Source organism: Aquimarina spinulae (genome assembly GCF_943373825.1).
GTDB classification, from domain to species: domain Bacteria; phylum Bacteroidota; class Bacteroidia; order Flavobacteriales; family Flavobacteriaceae; genus Aquimarina; species Aquimarina spinulae.
Genome location: NZ_CALSBP010000003.1, coordinates 552,005 through 569,428, shown reverse-complemented (window position 1 = coordinate 569,428; position 17,424 = coordinate 552,005). Strand labels below are relative to the sequence as shown.

19 protein-coding genes are annotated in these 17,424 nt (G+C 32.7%); 7 read left to right on the top strand and 12 right to left on the bottom strand.

What is annotated here, in order from left to right:
- Nucleotides 1–25: 25 nt before the first annotated feature.
- Nucleotides 26–688 carry an ABC transporter ATP-binding protein gene (locus NNH57_RS25250; protein WP_025665567.1) on the bottom strand — a complete coding sequence of 221 codons (663 nt, stop codon included), beginning with the start codon at nucleotides 686–688 and terminating at the stop codon, nucleotides 26–28.
- A 55-nt stretch (nucleotides 689–743) separates the two neighbouring features.
- Nucleotides 744–3,179 (bottom strand): DUF5916 domain-containing protein, encoded by a 2,436-nt coding sequence (locus tag NNH57_RS25245; RefSeq protein ID WP_108807475.1) that lies wholly within the window; start codon nucleotides 3,177–3,179, stop codon nucleotides 744–746.
- 143 nt (nucleotides 3,180–3,322) lie between these two features.
- Here NNH57_RS25245 and msrA point away from each other — a divergent pair, with 143 nt between their 5' ends.
- The 3 genes from msrA (at nucleotide 3,323) to NNH57_RS25230 (ending at nucleotide 4,845) form a co-directional block, all read left to right on the top strand.
- The gene (gene msrA / locus NNH57_RS25240; RefSeq protein ID WP_074406029.1) at nucleotides 3,323–3,874 is read left to right on the top strand and encodes a peptide-methionine (S)-S-oxide reductase MsrA; all 552 of its coding nucleotides are present in this window, start codon (nucleotides 3,323–3,325) and stop codon (nucleotides 3,872–3,874) included.
- Nucleotides 3,875–3,885: 11 nt separating this feature from the next.
- On the top strand, nucleotides 3,886–4,482 hold the full coding sequence (gene folE / locus NNH57_RS25235) for a GTP cyclohydrolase I FolE (protein WP_074406030.1): 597 nt from the start codon (nucleotides 3,886–3,888) through the stop codon (nucleotides 4,480–4,482).
- Nucleotides 4,483–4,545: 63 nt separating this feature from the next.
- Nucleotides 4,546–4,845 (top strand): hypothetical protein, encoded by a 300-nt coding sequence (locus tag NNH57_RS25230; protein WP_074406031.1) that lies wholly within the window; start codon nucleotides 4,546–4,548, stop codon nucleotides 4,843–4,845.
- On the opposite strand, the gene NNH57_RS25225 is transcribed toward NNH57_RS25230, so the two are convergent.
- The 8 genes from NNH57_RS25225 to NNH57_RS25190 form a co-directional block, all read right to left on the bottom strand.
- On the bottom strand, nucleotides 4,842–5,363 hold the full coding sequence (locus tag NNH57_RS25225; protein ID WP_074406032.1) for a DUF6787 family protein: 522 nt from the start codon (nucleotides 5,361–5,363) through the stop codon (nucleotides 4,842–4,844). The two genes, NNH57_RS25230 and NNH57_RS25225, sit on opposite strands and share 4 nt — an antisense overlap.
- 31 nt (nucleotides 5,364–5,394) lie before the next feature.
- Nucleotides 5,395–5,823, bottom strand: a complete 429-nt coding sequence (locus tag NNH57_RS25220; RefSeq protein ID WP_074406033.1) for a DUF6146 family protein — start codon at nucleotides 5,821–5,823, stop codon at nucleotides 5,395–5,397.
- A 175-nt stretch (nucleotides 5,824–5,998) separates the two neighbouring features.
- Nucleotides 5,999–6,895, bottom strand: coding sequence for an arabinofuranosidase catalytic domain-containing protein (locus tag NNH57_RS25215; protein ID WP_108807476.1), 897 nt, complete (start codon nucleotides 6,893–6,895; stop codon nucleotides 5,999–6,001).
- A gap of 4 nt (nucleotides 6,896–6,899) precedes the next feature.
- Nucleotides 6,900–7,412 carry a hypothetical protein gene (locus tag NNH57_RS25210; protein WP_074406035.1) on the bottom strand — a complete coding sequence of 171 codons (513 nt, stop codon included), beginning with the start codon at nucleotides 7,410–7,412 and terminating at the stop codon, nucleotides 6,900–6,902.
- Between the two features lie 117 nt (nucleotides 7,413–7,529).
- Entirely contained in the window at nucleotides 7,530–8,162 is a 633-nt protein-coding gene (locus NNH57_RS25205; protein ID WP_074406036.1) for a DUF937 domain-containing protein, read from the bottom strand.
- Between the two features lie 178 nt (nucleotides 8,163–8,340).
- Nucleotides 8,341–9,291 (bottom strand): D-2-hydroxyacid dehydrogenase, encoded by a 951-nt coding sequence (locus NNH57_RS25200; protein ID WP_074406037.1) that lies wholly within the window; start codon nucleotides 9,289–9,291, stop codon nucleotides 8,341–8,343.
- A 72-nt stretch (nucleotides 9,292–9,363) separates the two neighbouring features.
- The gene (gene serC / locus NNH57_RS25195; RefSeq protein ID WP_074406038.1) at nucleotides 9,364–10,428 is read right to left on the bottom strand and encodes a 3-phosphoserine/phosphohydroxythreonine transaminase; all 1,065 of its coding nucleotides are present in this window, start codon (nucleotides 10,426–10,428) and stop codon (nucleotides 9,364–9,366) included.
- 228 nt (nucleotides 10,429–10,656) lie between these two features.
- Nucleotides 10,657–11,718, bottom strand: coding sequence for an acyl-CoA reductase (locus tag NNH57_RS25190; RefSeq protein ID WP_108807477.1), 1,062 nt, complete (start codon nucleotides 11,716–11,718; stop codon nucleotides 10,657–10,659).
- Between the two features lie 66 nt (nucleotides 11,719–11,784).
- Here NNH57_RS25190 and NNH57_RS25185 point away from each other — a divergent pair, with 66 nt between their 5' ends.
- The 4 genes from NNH57_RS25185 to NNH57_RS25170 all read left to right on the top strand — a co-directional run bounded on the left by NNH57_RS25185 (nucleotide 11,785) and on the right by NNH57_RS25170 (nucleotide 14,610).
- Nucleotides 11,785–12,132, top strand: coding sequence for a 4Fe-4S dicluster domain-containing protein (locus tag NNH57_RS25185; RefSeq protein WP_074406040.1), 348 nt, complete (start codon nucleotides 11,785–11,787; stop codon nucleotides 12,130–12,132).
- 118 nt (nucleotides 12,133–12,250) lie between these two features.
- The gene (locus NNH57_RS25180) at nucleotides 12,251–12,841 is read left to right on the top strand and encodes a porin family protein (RefSeq protein WP_074406041.1); all 591 of its coding nucleotides are present in this window, start codon (nucleotides 12,251–12,253) and stop codon (nucleotides 12,839–12,841) included.
- Between the two features lie 103 nt (nucleotides 12,842–12,944).
- Nucleotides 12,945–13,820: an alpha/beta hydrolase gene (locus NNH57_RS25175; RefSeq protein WP_074406042.1), complete on the top strand. Its 876-nt coding sequence runs from the start codon at nucleotides 12,945–12,947 to the stop codon at nucleotides 13,818–13,820.
- On the top strand, nucleotides 13,807–14,610 hold the full coding sequence (locus NNH57_RS25170) for an alpha/beta hydrolase (protein ID WP_108807478.1): 804 nt from the start codon (nucleotides 13,807–13,809) through the stop codon (nucleotides 14,608–14,610). Before NNH57_RS25175 ends, NNH57_RS25170 begins: the two co-directional genes overlap by 14 nt.
- Before the next feature lie 110 nt (nucleotides 14,611–14,720).
- Here the strand turns inward: NNH57_RS25170 and NNH57_RS25165 are convergent, their stop codons facing one another.
- Both NNH57_RS25165 and NNH57_RS25160 read right to left on the bottom strand, forming a co-directional pair.
- On the bottom strand, nucleotides 14,721–15,086 hold the full coding sequence (locus NNH57_RS25165; RefSeq protein ID WP_025665584.1) for a hypothetical protein: 366 nt from the start codon (nucleotides 15,084–15,086) through the stop codon (nucleotides 14,721–14,723).
- Nucleotides 15,087–15,649: 563 nt separating this feature from the next.
- A complete protein-coding gene (locus tag NNH57_RS25160; protein ID WP_108807479.1) occupies nucleotides 15,650–17,356 on the bottom strand; it encodes an alpha-amylase family glycosyl hydrolase in 1,707 nt (568 codons plus the stop codon).
- Nucleotides 17,357–17,424: the final 68 nt, after the last annotated feature.

Sequence of the window (17,424 nt, the reverse complement as noted above, 5' to 3'; positions counted from 1 at the left end):
TATGGTCTGTTATATGCCACCGGATTTACCCTACAATCTTACCATCTACCATAACCAGCTTTCTATCAGCCATATCGGCTAACTCTTGATTATGCGTTACAATAACAAAGGTTTGCCCAAATTCATCTCTAAGTTTAAAAAATAATTGATGTAAATTTTCTGCAGCTTCACTATCCAAATTTCCAGATGGCTCATCAGCAAAAATCACTTTTGGATTATTGATTAGTGCTCTGGCCACTGCAACTCGTTGTTGTTCTCCTCCCGACAATTCACTAGGTTTATGATCATATCGATGAGAAAGTCCTAAGAAATCTAAGAGTTCTTTGGCTCTTTTTTCTACCTTGGCTTTTGGAGTTTTTTTTATGAAAGCAGGAATACATACATTTTCTAGAGCAGTAAATTCTGGTAACAACTGGTGGAATTGAAAAATAAAACCAAGTTGTTCGTTTCTAAATTTTGAAAGCTGTTTCTGAGATAATGTATTAATATTGGATTCATTAATCGATAACTCACAATCTTTTTTTTCGCTAACACGATCTAATGTGCCCAAAATTTGTAACAATGTCGTTTTTCCTGCACCAGAAGCACCAACAATAGAAACAATTTCTCCTTGTTTGATATGAAGATCTACCCCTTTAAGAACATGAAGGTCTCCATAATTTTTATGAATATTATTAGCTTTGATCATCCGTTTTCTATACTTGAAGGAGTGAAAGTAATCAATATCATTAGAATCCCCAAGATTATCCTTTAGAAGAACGCTTTAAATTATTCACATCAAGAAAATAGACTACTCTTAGCGATAGTGTATGCTTAATAGGCTTGTTAAACAAATTATCAAGGCTTTGTGTGTAATTTAAGGTAGATAACTCATCATCATTAAAAATTTGATTGCGATAGAGTAGAGTAGCTTCACTGCCAGGAGCGAATCTCCAATTAAAACTTAAGTCCAGATTCCAAATGTTAAAATTAGTATTGGGATTATCTTCTGAAATATCATAATCAATTTGAGTTCTGGATCCGTTTTCGTTCAAAATGTAAAATACATTATCAGAATAATCGGCAGTACTCCAGAAGTTTCGGAAACGTAAATTTACAGCTTTGTATGGGTCAAAATTATAGCTTGCACTTAGAGAGTTTTCTAGCGAAATAATATCTCGTTGCCCTAGAAATACATCTGTGCCATCATCATCAACATATCCAAAATTATTTGGGCGATTATAGTATTCTGATCTCCATATCACTAATAATTTATCAGAAAATCGATATCTGGGAGAAATTTCTATTCTATATATCTTTTGTCCATCGCCAAACCATTGTCTTGTTCCTGCACTAATATCATAGGCGAACTTTTTTCGATAATCAGAAGAAACAAACATTCTGCCACCAATACTTCGACTAAAAGTAACAAACCTTCCGTCTACACGAGGTTCAAAATAGTTTTGATTTTTAGAGTTATAAGATCCTCTTCCACCAAAACCAAAACGTTTTCTGGTCACAAAAAACCAATCTGCACCTATAGAATTTTGTGTTTGGATACTAGGGTCATATAGTCGTCGATGTCTTGCAAAAACATTAATACGGTAGGTATTAAATAATCCTTTAGGTTCAAAAATTTGATAAGAAGCACTTACTCTAAAATTATTAAAATTATTTCTGAAATTTACTCCTAAATCATTAATGTTATATGTCGTATTTGCCAAATCATGGCCAAAACCATACCTAAATTTACCCTTAATACGATCAAAATCAAGCTCTGACGCAAAACCACCAATATTATCTCCTGGAGAATTTACGTGACTAACCAAAGATCTTCCAGTCACGCGATAAGAGTTTGCCTTATTGGCAAGATTCCAAACCAACCCAGTTACATTTGCATTTCTAAACTTGCTACCACTACGCGTTACATTGGTATTAATTAAGGAAACAGAAGAATTTTTATTAAACTGTTGGTCTAATACAAAAATATTATAATTCGATATAGGTTCAACTACTTCTTTGCGCACAGCGCCAGTGATAGTGTCGGTAATTTGAATTTCTGTTTTTTCTGTAATTGCATTAAAAAAACCGATACCCAGGTTTCCTTTTGTTCTTCCCGAAATTTTTAAGGCATTAAGGAGATTTACTTTAGAAGGAGCATCTTCTGCAACTTCATTTGTATTAAGGTCATCGTCTGATATAGATGTAGAGGGTTTACCGCCAACTCTTCTGGAAAAGAAAATATTTCCTTTATTAAATAATTCTGTACCTTCAGTAAAGAATTGCCTGTTTTCTCCAAAAGTTTGTTCGAACGGTCCTAAATTAAGACGAACTTCATCAAAAGCTGCTTGCCCAAAATCGGGGATTAGAGTTGCATCTAATGTAAAGCTATCACTTAACCCGTATTTTACATCCATCCCTGCACTAAAATCGGTTTCGGTATCTCCATCAGAGTGTGATACCAGACCTTGTACAAATGGAAAAAAAGTAAGTCTTACAGGAGGGTTAACATTCTCTACGCCTTTAACCAAACCATTATATTGTGTACGTTGTCCAATTTTATTATCAATAAAGTTCCAGGTATGCGTCTGATTTCGACTTAGAGATCTTCTATAAAAGTTGATACTCCAATCCTGTATATTCACTTCTGGGAAGCGTAATGCATTATATGGTATTTTGAACTCTGCATACCATCCTTGGTTATCAAAAGAAACTTTAGCATCAAAAACTACATTATAACTAAAATCTTCATTGAATTGATCTGCTCTGGCATCACCAATAGTACCAGCACTGGTGATATAAAAACGGGTTTCATTAACTCCATCATTGTAGGTATTTATCGCGATACTAAAATGATCGGTCTGAACAAATATATCATCTCGCTGGCTAAATTGACGTAATACTGCATCGGGTTGATCGTCATATAGGTAGACTCCAAAATAAACAGCTTTATTGTCATACGCCATTTTTACTTCAGATTGTATCTCTTTTGGTATTTCACCCTCGTTTCCGGGTTGCCACATCTGAAAATTACCATGAGCCGGGATGGTTTTCCATACATCATCATCAAGAACACCATCAATTTTTGGAGGATTATTTATTCTTTCTGCTATAATTTCCTTTCTTTCTTGAGCAAAAGATTGTAATGTAATGAAAAGTAAAAGTATAACATAAGCTTTTGAATGTAATTGTATATTCATAAAATTGTAATAAAAACCTTACTTTTTTGATTAATTGCAAAACTAGGCTTGTATTAGGAGATGTGGTACTAACGAAAAGTTAAAAAGCAAAAAATAGAGCCTCATATATGTATTTTCGTTGAAAAAAAGACGACTAAATAGTTATGGAAGAAAATAATTTTGAAACAGCAGTGTTTGCTGGCGGCTGTTTTTGGTGTACAGAAGCAGTTTTTCAGCGTTTAGAAGGAGTCGTAAAAGTGGTATCTGGGTATACAGGAGGATCAATTAAAAATCCCGCATACCGCGAAATAACAACAGGAAGAACAGGGCATGCCGAAGCAATTAAAATTGAATATGATCCCAAATGTATCGGCTATCAAGAATTACTTGAAGTGTTTTTTGCTACACATGATCCTACAACCTTAAATAGCCAGGGAGCAGATCGTGGCACACAATATCGAAGCGCTATATTTTATATTAATGAACAGCAGCAGCAGATGGCAGAACAAGTAATTAGAACACTTGAAGATGAATCTGTTTTTGATAATCCCATTGTTACAGAGGTAACGGCATTAGGAGCATTTTATAATGCCGAAACATATCATCAGGATTATTATAACCAAAACAGTAGCCAGGGATATTGTCAATTTGTAATAAATCCAAAACTTAATAAATTAAATACTACCTTTAAAAACAAATTGAAAAAAGAAAAATAGAATTAATTGCTATGCTATATAAAAATTTTGAGGAATATAACATAAAAGTAACCGAAGAAGTAAAAGAGAAATTTGAATCTATTATTGAAGATCTGGGTGAAGACACAAAAAGAGAGGGGATAGTTAAGACTCCTGAGCGAGCAGCAAAGGCAATGCAATTTCTTACACAAGGATATCATCAGGATCCTGCCGAAATTCTTAAGAGCGCTATGTTTAAGGAAGGCTATGACGATATGGTAATAGTTAAGGATATTGAATTGTATTCGTTATGTGAACATCATATGCTACCATTTTTTGGTAAGGCACATATTGCTTACATTCCCGATGGTTATATAGTTGGACTAAGTAAGCTACCTAGAATTGTTGATGTTTTTGCCAGACGATTACAAGTGCAAGAACGACTTACTCATGATATTTTGGAATGTATCAATACAACCTTAAAACCTAAAGGTGTTGCTGTGGTAATTGAAGCTTCTCATATGTGTATGATGATGCGTGGAGTACAGAAACAAAATTCTGTAACAACTACTTCTGGTTTTAGAGGACAATTTGAAAAAATAGAGACCCGATCAGAGTTTTTGAGATTAATTACAGCAGATCTGGGATAACAAATTTTTGGAATACTCTTTGCTTTATTTATTGTATATTAAACTATAAATTATGTATTAAATATGGCAAAAGATAAATATAAAAAACTTGGATTAAGTTTACTTTTCGATGGCTTAGGGATGATTACCTATGTGATTCCTGGAGTAGGGGAGTTTGCAGATGTGATATGGGCTCCTTTAGCGGGTTGGTTAATGACCAGAATGTATAAAGGTAATGTTGGTAAGGCTGCTGGGGTATTTACCTTTGTAGAAGAAGCTTTACCAGGTTTAGATATTATACCAACGTTTACTATTATGTGGGTATATACGTATGTGGTTAAAAAAGAAAAAGTAAAAGATATTATTGATGTAGATATTTCTTAATCTTTAAAGAAACGAGCAAATCCCATTCTACTTAACATCTTTTTTTCAAAATCCCAGAAAAATTTAAACTGCCCAAAGAGCCACCCTACTATAATAAGTAATATTTGATATACTGGAAATATCAATAATATTCTTGCAGGCCAATACAACCAACCGTTTGTTGTATCCCTGTGTAGCCCTATAAAAGTAAGTATAGGATCAGAAACACGGGCAGCAGTAGAACCCGTTACAGCAAACGCAATAAAAATGGCAATAAGTTCCCATCGATAAGAAACGTTCCATTTTGTTTCGAGAACATTAAAAAGTTTTAAGGTAATAAAAAGAAATAATGAAGATAGAAAAATTATTATCGCAGATAGTACACCAATATAAATGCTATCGTTTTGGGCAATTGGTAATAATTTTAGAATATATTTTCCAATCAGATAAGACGAGAATACTAGACTTAGCAGTCCTAATATAGGAAAGATTAATTGCCAATTATCCTTTATTTCCCAACGTTCCTTAAATTTTTGCATGTTACAAAAATACAACTAAAAAGAATGGAAATCAAAATCGTCGCCCCCTTGTTGCAATAAATCGTTGTCGATATCGCTGCTCAAAATATAGAAAGTAATTATATAGAAGATAGTTTACTTCATAACCATAATGAGTTGCGTATTCATAATTGATTCGCTGAAGATATAAATTAGGATCAAATCGTTGTGGTTGCATCACTCTTTGATTATATTCTGTAACATAGATACGATTTCTGGTTTCTAAAAATGTTTCAGAATAAAACCCCCTGGGTCTTTGAGTAACCAACCATGCATTAAATCCAGGCTCTATAATAATAATTTCGTATTCCAGGCTATCATTTGCGATCCTTATGGTATCCGAAGCAATATCGGTAGTAGCTACATCCATTTTTCTGTTTTTGGTTGTAGAACAGCTATAAATGAATATTCCTATGATTAATATATAAATACAATTTTTCATCTGTTTAAAATTTTATAGTTTACTAAAAATGAAGAAACTAAAAATTTCTGCACATTCAGGAATTCGCACAAAAAATATAATCATATCGGTTGGTATGCAATGATGAAATTTGTTTACGCTCATTTCATAATCTTATAAATATATCTAAAAAAAGAATATGATAGTGTTGTAGAAATTATAAATTCCAGAAATCAACCTGGTCTTGTTCAATTTCCTGAATGTCGGTGAGATTAATATCCATGCTATACATAACTAATTCGGTAAATCGATTCGTGGCAAATTCGCGATTGGCTCCATTAGAATATAGGATACCGGCTCCATTTGTTGCAGTACAACGACCCAAAGTATAGTTTCCGGTTCTAAGAATAGTACCTGATCGTCGAATTGTCTGTACAACATTAGCGCGAATAAAAGAGAATTGTTGCCATTGATTATTACCGTTTGAAGCCCACCGTACAGGTTCACTACAACAAATTCCAGAATCAAAATAAACTCTATTGTTTGTCCAGTTTACATGAATAGACCATCGATTTCTATTAACCCCTGGTTGCCTGGTACCGAATGAAAACTGATTATTAGAAGTAGAGTATAAAACTGTAAAAACAGAACCGTTAACTCCTGCGTTAGTAAGAATTTGGATACTCGTATTGATATCTAACCGATCGTTGTTACCATCTCCAAAAAAATAAGGTCTGGCAGGATCGGTTATAAACCGAGGTTGAAAAGCATTGGTGTTCTGAATAGCATTCCTGCCTAATCCACTTTGATCATACCATATGACTACAAATACATTTGCAGTACCTCTCCAGGTATCTATTGCTGCTACATCCACAATATCATTATCGGCCCATCCAAAATCTTGTTGGGCATTATCACTATCTCTTCTTAGGCGTATAAGAGGACCATTATAATCAGATTCTAGTACCCTTAATGAAAAAGCAAAGCTAATATTGGTAAGTTTTTCATCTAGGATATGAGATGGTCTCATCGTAGGGAAGTTATTGTATTGACCAATTTGACAATAACCAAGGCCAGAAAAAAACAGGCCTATGTAAAGTAATAATCTTGCCATGTCATTAATTTCTTTTTAAATCCCCAGTGATATGAAATGTATTGGTTGCTGTGCATACGATACCGGCTCCTGCATCTAATCCTGCTGTCTTAAACCGTAATAATCTATTTTTTATAGTAACCCCCGCGACTCCTGTGACAGTTACTTTTCCTGCTCCCAGTTGATAGATACTAACATTATACCCTATAGGAAGTCCTGCAGGAACTGTTAATGTAACATCTGTAGTACTATTAAAAGTTAGTATATTATGATTGTCAGTATCTACAAGAGTATAATTTCCGGTTTTAGCGAATACAGATGGGGATTCGAGTAATTCTTTCCATTCTGTTCCATTAAATTGAAACACCTTTTTTTTAACTGTATCAAAGACTAAAGACCCTTCTTGTATTGTAGCTGTACTAATACTATTAATATCGGTTGTAGTAGCTCCTGGCAACCCTAGTAGTGCATTAGCATCGATTTGAGCAATAGTGCTTGTGTAATATAGAAACACTACTAAAATTAGTAATTTTTTCATATTGAAGATCGTTGGTTAAAATAAAAGCTTATTAAAGTCATACAACTTTAATAAGCCCTTTCTTTTGATATATCAAAATAATAAAAATTATATTATTTGACTTATTGGATAGGAGTATTATTTTCCAAAAAGACCACCAAGCAGCCCTCCAAGACCTCCTTTTTTCTTTCCTCCACTACTTAATAACATTCCGGCAACATCATCAAGAATACTTCCGTCACCATCTGCATCTAAGAAAGATTCTATCAATGATTGTTGCTTGGTACCACCACCAGACATACCACCTAGTAAACCTGATAATCCATTAGCATCGTTTACATTATTCTGTTTAGCTTGTTTTCCTAATACTCCTAAAAGAATTGGAGCAGCAACTTTTAGTATTTGAGCCACAGAACCAGCATCGATTCCTGATTTTTGACTTAAAGCATTTTCTACTGCAGGTTGTTTATTTCCAAGAATATGACCTAGAATACCAGCCCCATCATTAGTAACACTTTGATCAACACCACCGTCAAATAAACCTCCTAAATTATCTAAAATCCCACCTGTATGCTTACCAGTTAATGCTCCTAATAATCCCGAAGCTCCTTCAGGTGTAGATGCATTTCGTTGCATTGCACCCATAAGTACCGGCATAGCCATACTTAATAGGTCTCCAGTTTTATCTTGGGATTGGCCCGTTTGTGAGCTCACACCGTTGATAATTTGCTTGCCCATTGGGCTATTTAATAGATCTAAAATTCCTGACATTGTAAATATTTTTTAATGAATCTAAATTTACATTTTTAATACCAGAATTAGAATTATTAACTCATTTTATTTTGATGAAAATGGGATAAAAAACCATTTTACAGGATGAAAAGTAAAAAAAAGAGCCGTCTCAATCATTGAAACAGCTCTTTTATTATGCAATTTATATTTTTACATCCTAGTTTAGAATCTTAATAATTTGCTCAGCTAATTCTTGGCCAATACGATCTTGTGCCTCTCCTGTAGCTGCACCAATATGTGGTGTTAGCGATATTTTATTATTCATCAATACTTTGATTGCCGGGCTAGGTTCATTCTCAAATACATCAAGTCCTGCAAAACCTAATTTCTCTTTTTCTAAGGCTTCTACCAATGCTACTTCATCGATTACGCCACCTCTTGCAGCATTAATGATTCCTGCACCATCTTTCATTTGTTCGATTTCAGAACTACCGATCACATATTCTTTTTGTGCAGGAACGTGTAGTGTGAAAAAATCAGAATTTTTAAGCACCTCTTCTTTGGATACCGTTTTAATTTTGAACTTTAATGATTGCCCATCAAAGAACTCTAATGGTATTTCTACTTCCTCAATAAAAGGATCATAAGCAATAACATTCATTCCAACTCCAATTGCAATTTTTGCAGTTGCCTGTCCGATTCGCCCAATACCTATTACTCCAAGGGTTTTTCCTCTTAATTCGATACCACTACCGTATGCTTTTTTTAGGTTTTTGAATTTACTATCTCCTTCGAGAGGCATATTACGGTTAGAATCATGTAAAAAACGTACACTACCATATAAATGTGCAAAAACTAACTCTGCTACAGACCCAGAAGAAGCTGCCGGAGTATTAATTACATGTAATCCTTTTTCTCTAGCGTATGCTACATCAATATTATCCATTCCTACACCACCACGGCCAATAATCTTAAGAGAAGGACAATTATCAATAATATCTGTTCTTACTTTTGTTGCGCTACGCACAAGTAGTACAGAAATTTCATTTTCGTTAATATAATTAACCAATTGATCTTGAGCTACTGTAGTTGTTAAAACCTCGAAGCCTTTTTTTTCTAAAGCTTCAATTCCGCTTTGAGATACTCCGTCGTTTGCTAATACTTTCATTTTCAAGTTTTAAATTTTGAATATTAAGTCCTATTAATTTGACTTGTCTTAAATGATTATTGTTAGAATATTTTACGCTTTACGTTCTAGATCACCCATTACATCTACAAGAGTAGCAACACTTTCAAGGCTTAATGCGTTATACATACTAGCTCTATATCCTCCAATACTTCTGTGACCGTTAATTCCGTTAATTCCTGCTTCTTTCCACATAGCATCAAAAGTTTCTTTAAGATCATCATTTAAAAGTTTAAATGTAGCATTCATCATTGATCTATCTTCTTTTGCAGCAAAACCTTCGAATAATGGATTTACATCTATTTCAGAGTAAATAAGCTTAGCTTTCTTTTCATTAAGTTCTTCTATAGCCGAAATACCACCTAATTTTTTAATCCATTTTAAGGTTAGCATTGATGTGTATACCGAAAACACAGGCGGAGTATTAAACATACTACTTTTGCTAATATGTGTTTGATAATCAAGCATAGAAGGAATTTGTCTGTTTACTTTTCCTAAAATATCTTCTTTAATTACTACAACAGTAGCTCCTGCAGGGCCCATATTTTTTTGAGCACCAGCATAAATTAAATCAAATTGAGAAAAATCCATCTGTCTAGAAAAGATATCGCTACTCATATCACATACAAGAGTCGTATCGGTAGAAGGAAAATCTTTAAGTTGTGTACCAAAAATAGTATTATTACTGGTTAGGTGTAAATAATCTAATCCTTTAGGAATATTATACCCTTTGGGAATAAAATTAAAATTTGAATCTTTTGAAGAAGCAACTTCTACGATCTCACCAAAAAGCTTAGCTTCTTTTACAGCTTTATCACTCCAGGTTCCTGTATTTAGATACCCGGCTTTTGTTTGTAATAAATTATAGGCAGTCATAAGAAATTGAGTACTTGCTCCACCTTGAAGAAAAAGTGTTTTATACCCTTTTCCTTCTAAACCTAGTAATTCTAAAACCAAACTGCGGGCTTCTTCCATAACATCTACAAAATCCTTACTACGATGCGATATCTCCAGAATAGAAAGACCAGAGTTGTTAAAATCTAACACTGCTTGTGATGCTTCTTTAAATACTTCTTGTGGTAAAATACAGGGTCCAGCGCTAAAATTATGCTTTTTCATGTGCTAATGTTTGTTGTTTTTAATGGCCACATGGAATCTTCAACAATTAAAATTAGTATAACTATTTACGTTAACGGTTATCTAATTGTATCAGTTTCATTAGTAGTTTTATTGTTGTTAAATAGTATGGTTTCGTTGTTTTTTCTTTACTCTAAAAACAGCGTTAGAAAAAACGCTACAAAGGTGCTAATAATATGATACAAAATCATTATCAAAATGATAAATTATTTAATTAATTTTTGTCAAAAACTCAATAATATCTATACCATCTGCATAATCTGAAAGTTGAGGGCTTTGCGTTTCTCCAAATTCAATACATTCTGGAGAAAAATCAAGGCCTACAACACACTGGATCTTTTCGCTGTCACTCTTAATTTTTTTGTTTAACTGGTCTTTAGAATCATAGGTTTCATAAAATAGAGTCGCAATAGGAGAAGCATAGCCTTCGTCTTCTTTGAGCATTAAAAAGCCGTTTTCAAACAATTTGTAATTACTCATTAGGTAAACTGCTTTATTGTAATCATAATTATTAGCATACTTTGCACTATTAACGACATCATGATATGGATAAATGGCTTTAAAAAAAGAATCAAAATTATACTCTTTTGGGACCATTAATTTTGAAACACTTCTACATCCCAATCCATAATATCTAAAAATATCTTTGCCTAGTACCTCGAGTTGTTCTTTGGTTTCATTTCCCGTTAAAATGGCAACAGAATTTCTGTTTTTGCGTATGATGTTGGGTACTTTACCAAAGTAATATTCAAAATACCGAGAAGTATTATCGCTTCCGGTAGCAATTACTGCATCAAAATTTTTAAATTTTTCTGAAGTAAATTTAATAGATGCCTCAAATCGATGTTCTATTGCTATTAGATACGAAGCCAAAAAAGGTAACAACTGGTTATCATTAGAAGATTGTTTTACCAAAACATGATGCCCAGAAATTAATACAGAAAGAAAATCATGAAAACCTACTAATGGTATATTCCCTGCCATAACAATACCGACTGTTTTTGGTTCTATTTTTTCTAATGCATAAGGAGATAGCCAATCTTTTAAACTATTCTCTGTAAGAGCATTACTCCATTGTTCTAGAGAAAAAAGTACATTTTCTTCTGTAAACCACCCATTATGATGTACGGCAGTAGTAATTTTATGAAGCATTTTATCAAAAAAATCATCATTATGATGAATGGCATTAACCTTCTCATAACCAGTGGATTTGAATTGGCTAAGAAACTTTCCTAATTCAGAAAAAGCTTTGATACGATCATTTAATAACATTTCTTATTTGTTTATCACTAGTTTACGAGCTATTTTTGTGCTGCAAATTTAGAATAAAAAAGAGCTATGGCAATTATAATAACAGATGAATGTATAAACTGTGGTGCTTGTGAGCCAGAATGCCCAAATACTGCAATTTATGAAGGGGCTGATGATTGGAGATATTCTGATGGTACAGATTTAGAAGGAGATGTAGTTCTTCCTGGCGGTAAAGGTGTAAATGCCGATGAGGCACAAGAGCCTGTTAGTGATGAAGTATATTATATAGTTCCTGATAAATGTACAGAATGTAAAGGGTTTCATGAAGAACCACAATGTGCTGCAGTATGTCCTGTAGATTGTTGTATTCCCGATGAGGATATAGTAGAAACTGAAGAATTTTTATTGCAAAAACAAGGTTTTATGCATAAATAAAGGATATTATCTCAATATAGACCATAAAAAAACCTGTCATATGGCAGGTTTTTTTATGGTCGTTTTTTAAATTTTAGTATTTTCGCTCTATTACAACCTCAAATCTAAATACGAAATCATGAAAAAAATAGTCTTTTTTATTCTTTTTACAACGCTTTCTGTTGTTTCTTATGGGCAATATCGCTGGGAAGTTTCTGCTGGAGCTACTTTTTCTAAACTAAACCTTGATAATACCGAAACTACAGGCGGAACAGGTTTTTTTGTTAATGCCGGATATGGTTATGTAATGGGAGTTAGAGCGAGAACAAGTATTGTTTTTTCTTTAGACCTTCTGCAGCGTACCAGTGAAATAGAAGGAACAGGCGATGCAGAGACACTTCAGGTTGGATTTAACCCAAAATTTAGATACTTAACTGGTGATGGTAAAGATCGGTTTCGTGGTTTTATTAATGTCGGGCCTTCTTTTCGAGTAAATACAAAATTTGAAATAAATGGTGTAGAATTAGAAGATGATGGCTATGAGAAATTGATTATTGGCGGTGTGTACGGAGCTGGTTTTTCTCAAATGGTAGGAGAGATGTTTGATATTATGGCAGAAGTAGGAGTAATGAACGATTTTGTAGATAATATTACCAATACTAATAGTAAATTCTTTGATATTTATGCAAGAGTAGGAGTTCGATTCAGAATTTATGATGCGCGACGATAAATTTTAACAAATAATACGTATTTAAAATCCTGCTTTGGCAGGATTTTTTTATACCTCAATTTAATTTTTTGTAAATTAGATACTTACAAAAAAGAATAATTGGATGTCATATTGGGGATATATAGCAATTAGTGTTCTTGCAATGTATATCGTTGTAAGTGTTGGCTTGTATTACTTACAGGAGTACTTCATTTTTAAACCAGAGAAGTTAGATAAGGATTTTGAGTTTCATTATAACAATCAGGTTGTAGAAGAATATAATCTGGAAACAAGAGATGGCGCTATACTTAATGGTCTTCATTTTAAAGTAGAGAACCCAAAAGGGGTCGTTCTATATCTTAAAGGAAATTCTAAAAGTATTAAAGGCTGGGGAAAATTTGCTGTAGACTTCACAAGACATGGGTATGATGTATTTATGTTGGATTATAGAGGGTTTGGTAAAAGTACAGGTAGACGTTCTTTTAAGGCAATAAAAAGAGATCTTCAGTTTGTCTATAATAAGATTAAAGAAAGAGTAAAGGAAGAGTATATTATTTTATACGGTCGTTCAATGGGTTCTGGATTTGCTACAAAATTAGCCTCTATCAATAATCCTAAAATGTTGATATTAGATGCTCCTTATTATAGTCTAAATAAGGTTGCCGCAAAGTTTATACCTTTTATGCCAATTTCTTTAATTATGAGGTACCCTATACCGACCTATAAATGGCTTAAGTATGTAAATTGCCCTATTCATATTATACACGGCACCCATGATAAATTAATTCCTTTTAAATCAAGTGTTAAATTGTCAAAAATTCGACCAAAACTTACTCGGCTATACACTGTGATAGGAGGAGGGCATAAAAATTTGAATAATTTTGAATCTTATCATAAGATGCTTGGAGAAATTATCAATTCTAAAATGAGGAAGATAAATCTTTCTAATACAAGTATTGGTGTTATGCATTCTTCAAAAAAAGCAAATGCACAAGCTTAAAAAAATACTATTGTGGAGTATAGCATTGTATAGTATTATTGCGGTATTACTTTATTTCTTTCAGGAAAAAATTATTTTTCAACCAGAAAAACTTTCTACAGATTTTATTTTTCAATTTGCGCATCCTTTTGAAGAGTTTTTTCTAGAAACTAAAGATAATAGTCGTCTTAATGCTATTCGTTTTGTTAATGAAGATCCCAAAGGGGTGATTTTGTATTTTCATGGAAATAAGGGAAGCCTGAAACGTTGGGGGGAAATAGCGATGTTCTTTGCTCAAAAAAAATATGATGTCATTATAATGGATTATCGGGGGTATGGAAAAAGTACAGGGAAAATCAGTGAACAAAAATTATATGAAGATGCACAATTGTTCTATAATTATGTTTTAGAACGATATCCCGAAGATCAAATAACTATTTATGGAAGATCTATTGGAACTGGAATAGCAACAAAAATAGCTTCAGACAATAGGCCTAACCATTTGATATTAGAAACTCCCTATTACAATATGAAAGATGTTGCAGAAAGTTGGTTACCTATTTTTCCAACAAACCTATTGCTACAATATAAAATTCCGTCTCATGAGTTTATACAAAATGTAGTTTGTGATGTTACTATTTATCACGGCACCGATGATAGAGTAGTCCCTTATACATCGGGAGAGCTATTATTTAATAGTATTACAGTTTCAAACAAAAGAATGATCACAATACCAAAAGGATCGCATAATAATCTAATAAAATTTGAGGAGTATCTTACTACGATTGATAGCATATTAAAAAATGATTGATACTATTAAAAAGAGAAGCGCCATTCTTACATAAAAGATATGACGCTTCTATAAGATCTATAATTTTTTAAAAACTGAATCAGAAAAACGACTCACCAAAAATCTATAATTTAATATTCCATAAGAGCATCTCTGTACTCTTTTAAATCTGAAATATTTGTTCTGTTTTTTAGACTTTTTGTTAACGATACCAAATATTTAAGACTCTCTACGGGGTCTTTGGTTTCTTCATTATTTGGTATTTCGTTGTCCTCATCTATAGGTTCATCATCCGGAATAGGTATGAGAAAAGAATTATTTTCTTCTATATGTTCATAAGTAAACCTAAGAACCTTTACTACAAGTGGTATTTGCTCTTCTAAAGCATAAGTCCTTAATTCTTTAAGGTCTACAATTAGTGCATCTGTGTTGATACCTGTTTTTTCCAGGTCTACCAGAATTTTATCGATTAACTTGATTGCTTTTTTATTTTCCAAATGGGTAATATTATAAAGATGATTAACTACTAATGATTGCAAATTTAAATTTTTCTTGAATTATTAGAAATCAATTACGGGTATTTATTTATACAGATATTTGTTTTTTTTATTTAGTATAATTTAACATACAGAGTTGATTTGTGTTAAATGTCTGTTTTTCAGTTAATTAAGCTACTCATCTTCAATTCATACTACTATTCCGGCTAAAGTTTGAGGTAAAACCGTAACCGTATATGCACCAAACCTCTTTATCTTTGACATGTATTCCAATTACAATTTTTCCCTTACTTTTTTTGTTTTCCCCAACACTTACCTCCTTATCCTAAGGAGGTAAGTTCTTCATGGGGTATTATGAACTTAAATAAATTAGCAATTTACTACTTGATATCTGATCCAATTTTTACTTTAGATTCATATAAAAATATGGTACATATGTATATATACAATCGCTATATAGTTCTAATCTTGAAATATATTATTTTTGAATATTAGAAAAAAGTAAACCAAATTAATAGTCATTTAACCACAATAGATGCTTAAAAAGAATTCTTGTTATTAATTTACTTTTTCACTGTTAATAGAGCAATTTCATATTCAGAATTAACCATTACCGAATCATTAGAAACTGTAACTTCTTTACCCGAGTAGTCATCGATTAAAATAGCTCCCTCTGGAAAAACCGAATTAATTTTAATTATTTTTTCGCCCATAGGAAGATCTAATCCTATTACTACTTTGTCTGATATTCCATTTTTATGATACTTTCTTGAGAATACATAAGGTTTTTGGGATATCATTTTGTGTTTACCGGCTCCTACAGCGGGATGATTTTTTCTAAAAATCCCTAGTTTTTGCCAATGCTGTAATAATGTTTTGGTATCCTTATTATTGATTGAATCCCAATTCATATTAGATCTAAGTGTGGCATCTCCTTTGGTTTCGTCGATAATTAAAGGTCTTGCTATCTCATCTCCATAATATATCTGGGATATACCAGGAGTTAGTAACAGTTTGGTGGCAGATTCATACGTTTTATTTCTTTTTCTGTCAAAAGGGTTACCATCATCATGAGAACTTATATAATTGGTTATTCCTTTACCAATTAAATTGGTATATAAAGCTTTACTGTATTTGCTAAACAATTTTTCATAATCAAGTTGATTAGCATCATATTTGAACTGAAAATTGATCATATTGTTAAATCCATGAGCAAAATAGTCTACTTTACGGTTCCCAAAATCATAATATCGTTTCCCATCAATTCCATAGCCGTATAATTCACCTAACATAAAGAATTCATTATCATCTAGTATTTTATCAGGGTTTTTTGATTTCCATTCTAAGAATGCCAGCTTAGCTTGTTCGGCCAATACACTCCATGCATCTTCTTTAATATGTTTTACAGTATCTACACGATATCCATCTACTCCTAACTCTCTAACATAATCAGTTAGCCATTTGATAATATAATTCTTGGGAGATCTTTTTAATCGTGTTTTGGTAAAGAAAACATCTATCTCTGCAAGTTCTATTTCTAATCGACCTTCGGCTTTCCATTTATTTATTAGCGCTTCGGGTAATTCTACATTTTCATTATTCTCTGTTTTAATATCGGGGAGGTTTTTTATCAGTGTACAATTTATAGTACTTTCATAATCTTTATAAGTACATTGCGGCGAGGTTCGTACCCAGCTATCTGGCCAGACAGGATCCTGCTTTGTAACAGGACCTGTGTGGTTCATTACGACATCCATTAGAATTCTAATATCATTCTTATGAGCTGTATCTACTAATTCTTTTAATTCTTTATAGGTACCAAAATTAGGATCAATTTTTGTCCAATCCTTTGTCCAATATCCATGAAACGCATATGTATTTCCTGTACCTTCATCTACACTTCCGTGTATTTGCTCTACTATCGGACTAAACCATATAACATTTACTCCGAGTGCTTTAAAATACCCATCTTTTATTTTCTGAATAATCCCTTTGATATCACCTCCTTCAAAACCTCTTAATTTACCTGTTTCATTAGTTCGCTTTATAGCCTCGTCGTTTGTAGGGTCTCCATTTTTAAATCTATCGGTTAATAAAAAATAGATATTGGATCCTTCCCAAATAAAAGGAGGTTTTTTTGTTTTTTTTACTTTTTGAGTATCAGATTGAGTAGGTTTTGATTGATTAATACCATTTTTCTTTGGCTCATCTTTACATCCAATCATTAGGCATAAGAGCAAAAAAATAAAGGTTTTTATAAGTTTAATCATTGTATTTAGGGATTTAAAAATGCTAAGCTATAAAAAGTCTTATAAAAATTAGAGTAAGATGAATTACT